The 4,291-nt window shown below is 67.7% G+C and carries 4 protein-coding genes; 3 read left to right on the forward strand and 1 reads right to left on the reverse strand.

Features of this window, described 5'->3' with window-relative positions; genetic code table 11:
* The first annotated feature begins 628 nt into the window (after window positions 1–628).
* The 3 genes from D3105_RS34815 (at window position 629) to D3105_RS32705 (ending at window position 2,787) form a co-directional block, all read left to right on the forward strand.
* Window positions 629–802, forward strand: coding sequence for a hypothetical protein (locus D3105_RS34815; protein WP_165891128.1), 174 nt, complete (start codon window positions 629–631; stop codon window positions 800–802).
* A gap of 909 nt (window positions 803–1,711) precedes the next feature.
* A complete protein-coding gene (locus D3105_RS32700; protein WP_123947601.1) occupies window positions 1,712–2,026 on the forward strand; it encodes a hypothetical protein in 315 nt (104 codons plus the stop codon).
* An 11-nt stretch (window positions 2,027–2,037) separates the two neighbouring features.
* A complete protein-coding gene (locus D3105_RS32705; RefSeq protein WP_338104032.1) occupies window positions 2,038–2,787 on the forward strand; it encodes a helix-turn-helix domain-containing protein in 750 nt (249 codons plus the stop codon).
* A gap of 532 nt (window positions 2,788–3,319) precedes the next feature.
* Here the strand turns inward: D3105_RS32705 and D3105_RS35610 are convergent.
* Window positions 3,320–3,523, reverse strand: coding sequence for a hypothetical protein (locus D3105_RS35610; protein ID WP_240647106.1), 204 nt, complete (start codon window positions 3,521–3,523; stop codon window positions 3,320–3,322).
* Window positions 3,524–4,291: the final 768 nt, after the last annotated feature.

The raw sequence follows: 4,291 nt of genomic DNA on the forward strand, positions 1-4,291 counted from the left end.
CCCATCCTCCCCGCCCCGGCCAGCACCGCCCGCCGCGCCCGCCGGTCCGGTCGGGTGACCCCCGTCCGTCACCCGGTGGCGGTGGGGCCGGTGCTGAGCGGGCGTCGCCCCGCCGGCCGGAGCACGGCCGGGGCCGTGGCTGCTCCTTGTAGACGCTCCGCGGCGAGCACGGCGCGCGGTACGGGCGCACCGGGCGGCGTCCCCTGGTCGTCAACGGCGGGTTAGGGTCCGGTGCCCAGCGGGCGGCGGGTGGTCACCCCACGATTCTCCCTCCGGGGCACCGCCTTCCCTCACCACCGCAGACCGGCTCCGGAGAACCGCCCCTCCCCAGAAAGGTCAGAGAGGGAGGAGGGGTTGCGCGGCTAACTGCGACGCGTCGCACTGTGCTGCCAGCAGTCCCGACCGGCCTGCGTCCCGCCCTGGAGAACCAGCCCTCCCCAGTGTGTTCAACAGTCCCGACCCCTGGTTTGTCCAGTCCTCGCGAATCCGCCCCGACGCCCCGTCATCGGCCCCCGGCCCTGGCCCGGATCGGATTTTCGCGAGAACTGGAACGGCTGGCGGACGGCGCGGACTGTAGGCCCCGCGCTCACCCGGAGCGCACTTTCGCCCCTTGAAGGAGAACACCGTCATGTCCTCGCTCGCCCTGCTCGTCGCCGTACTCCTGGTCCTCGTTGTCCTCATGTTCGCCGCCGGACTCGCCTACGTCGCGCACCGTCACCCCGCGTGGGTCGCACCGCTGACGCTTGGCCTCCTCGGCGCCGGACTCGTCGCGGCCGTCATCGTCCCGATCGCGGTCCGGTGACACTCCGGGACCGCCGGGCCGTGACTCGTCCAGGTCAGGGATTGGGCCAGCGGCTCACCCGGCAGCTGTTTGTCCGGCCGACCCCGGGTACGTCATCTGCGAGACGTGCCCGGGCGGCAGGTGACGTACCCGGGGCGATGGCGGCCGGGACCGAGGACCGACTCCGCGCGCCGGACCGGCCACCGCGCCCGACCGGCCGGTGGCGGAACCGGAAACCCGCGGCGGCGCTTGCGGCGCTGCGTTGGCCGGCCGTGGGGGACGCGTCGGCCGGTGGCTGACGTGCCCTCGGGGATGGGCGAGCAGGGCACCCAGCGGCCCCGTGGGCCCGTTTTGAGGGCCAGGCTCCAAGAAGCTCACACATGTCCGAGCGCCGTCGAGCTGAACGCACAGAAGCCCCCGGAGCCTATGAGACGGCGGCGGGGGCTTCTTGAGTGGTGGGGCGTGCGCCAACACGGATCCCGCCGTGTGCCCTCGTTCTTGGTTGCATCCAGTGGACCAGGGCTTCACACATCGCCGTACGTACGGCAATGCGTTGCTAAGTGTTGCTCAGTTCCGTAGCACAGCGCAAAGTCGACTTGGACAGTGGCGAGCCAATTACGTGGAATGAGAGGCTGAGCAGCCCTCAAGAGGCCGTCACTGAGGGGGTTTCTCCAGATCAGCCCGCTGGCAGTACGGCGATGACGTATATCGCAGCATGGAACAAGAATGAGCCAACTTTTCACAAAGTGGACTAAAGGGGCGCGGGGGTTCACGTCCGGTTGGGGCGGGATCGAGTTCACCTGGAACACTGACACTGCTCGTGCGTGACGCAGCGCCAACTGCGCCACGAGAAAGCGAGTTGCATCCAGTGGCGGGCGGATGCGTCGACCTCACGTCGACGCCTCTTCCCCTTGAAAACAGGGGCTTCTTATGAGCAAGAACAACGGCGTCCGAGCCGTACCGGAAAGTACCGGCATCACCGGCCCTATGCTGCCGGCCCACCTGGCAGAAGCCGATCCGACCAGGCCGGGAAGCCTGACCGCGGCACACGTGCTGCCGCTCATCGCGTTCCCCATGATCGGCTGCCTGCTGTACATCGTGGGCGGCATGCCCGTGACCGACGTCTTCACCTTCCTCGGAGGCTGCGGCGGAATCGGCGCCCTCGCTACCGTCGCGGTCACCGGGGGCCGACGTGCGGTCGTCGCCATCGCGCACGGCATCCTTGCCGCCTCGGACAATCGATAAGGGCGTCCGACATGGGACGCGCAGAACGGCCTGTGACTGGCCCACCGCACCTGGAGAGCCTGGCCCTGTACCTGCGGGCATATCGTGCCACGGCTGGCGTCACTTACGAGGAGATGTCCCAGTACGTCGACGCCTCCCCAGCGACGCTCAAGCGAACCGCCGCAGGCGCAAAGGTCCCGAGGTGGGACAGGGTCGCACAGTTCCAAGATGCCATTCGTGAAATCAATGACGTGGCCCTCTACAAGGTCGACGAAGCGCTTCCTGGCCCTCCGGACAGCCACCGCGTGCGCGAAGCCCTGCACACTCTTTGGACCTACGCACGCCGAGAGGAGCGAGGCACCCTCGACGTCAAGAAAGTCGCGCCTGAGACAGTGGGCAATCCGGCCGAACTCCGCTATGCCCTATGGGCCCTTTACGAGACCGCCGGGGCCCCACCGCTGCGCACTATCCAGGCGCGGGGGAGCGGCGAGTTGATTCTTCCCCTGAGCAGCCTGGCCCGGATCGTCAGCCAGGAGGCTATCCCCGCTGACGATCAGCAACTGATCGCCCTCCTCAACGGGGTCGGCCGGAGAGAGACGAGCCCCACGTGGCACGGCCGGTGGACCAAAGCCCGCGCCAGGGCCATTTCACCTAGAGAGGCATCCAGGATGCTCCAGCACGCGCCCGATGCTGACCGCGACCGGGACGTTCTCTCCTTCCGTCGAGTCTCTCGTGCGCGAATGAATGGGGAAATTAGGTTGGGTCCTACCAGAACCGGTTGAACACTCTTTCTATACGTCGTCCAGTATGGGCAGCAGGAGACGCACTTGAAGGAGTGGACCGGTCACTGCGGACCGGGTCGCGTGGCTCTCCGCACGAGCCGTGCTCCAGTTCCCGCCGGCCACGTTCTTCTTCATCGCCCTGGGCCAGTCCCTCCGGCACGACCCAAAGCGCGCGCGTGTCGTGCACGCACGAGGTGCGGCCCTCGACCACGGGGCCTGGGGCGGGCGTTCGGTATCCGGCGCCACACGCCGGCCGTCCGCCCGCACCTCGCGCCACCCTTCCACCCCACCGCGCCCGCTGCCGGGCGAATGGGCGCGGTGGGTTCGGTGGAAGTGGATGAAAACTGGTGGGTGGGGGCGGTAGCGTCGCAGGTCATGATGGGCGCTCCCCGCGCATGCGGGGATGGTCCCAGCTACGGCGACGACCACCGGCAACTGCGCTCGTCGTCCCTGCGTGTGCGGGGATGGTCCCGAGCCCACGGAGCTGGCCGGGCTGCTCGATGCGTGCTCCCCGCGCGTGCGGGGGTGGTGTTCATCCGGCGAGCGCGGCCCCGGTGGCGGCCACCAGGTCGTCCGCCGTGGCGATCGCCCGTTCCCGCGCCTCCTGGAGCGTGGTCGTGCTGTCGGCGGCCCGCATGTCGTATGTGGCCTGGATGGCGTGCTGCGCCGCGTCGGCCAGCTCGGGCAGCAGGAGACGCACTCGAAGGAGTTGAGCCGTCACCGCGGACCGGGTCACATGGCTCTCCGCACGAGCCGTACTCCAGTCCCCGCCGGCCAACCGGATTTCCTCCCGGACTGCCATTGCCCGCCGGTGATCCGCCAGCGCAGCCGATAAATTCACCACCGCATCCAGACCCGCCGAACGGCGCTCAGACAATTCCGCAGCAGCCCGCTGCGCCCGTTGTGAAATACTGGAGAGCGCCCGTAACAAACGATCCGGCAAGCGTCCCGAGAACCGCGATCGCAGCAATCAGCATGTGAATTCCTTTCGTCGATGTGAGTTCATCATCTCCGGAAAGAGACCTCAGTGACCGTGTTTTCCCTTTCCTATTCAAGGGGGAATCATTCAGACCCTTTCAGGCCCCGGCGGGGGTGGCGCAGATTCCCAATCTCTACACGGGCTCAAGAGATGATGCAAGGCCTGAGAGTCCACTGCGGACGGGGGTGGGGGAGATTCCCAATCTGTACACGGGTGCCGGTGGTGATGCAGGGTCAGGGTCGGTCCTGGCCCGGCCGGTTGACGCGCGACCGCCTCAACCGGCCCTCCCCTGTAGCCAGCCGCCTGCGCAGCGGGCTCCTCCTGCAGGCGGAGCCGGAAGGAGTCCCACCCAACAACCCGTCATCACCGGTCCCGGAGCGGAGCGCAGGGACCCGCCCAACCCTCCACCCGTTTTTTGAATTCCGGAGGAATTCATAAACAATCCCGGAGGGATTGTTTCAAAGCCCGTAGGGCTTTATCGTCTTTACGACCCGTAGGGTCGTGCGTCGTTCCCCCGGAGGGGGA

Origin of the sequence: Streptomyces globisporus, from assembly GCF_003501885.1 — a bacterium.
GTDB classification, from domain to species: Bacteria; Actinomycetota; Actinomycetes; order Streptomycetales; family Streptomycetaceae; genus Streptomyces; species Streptomyces globisporus_D.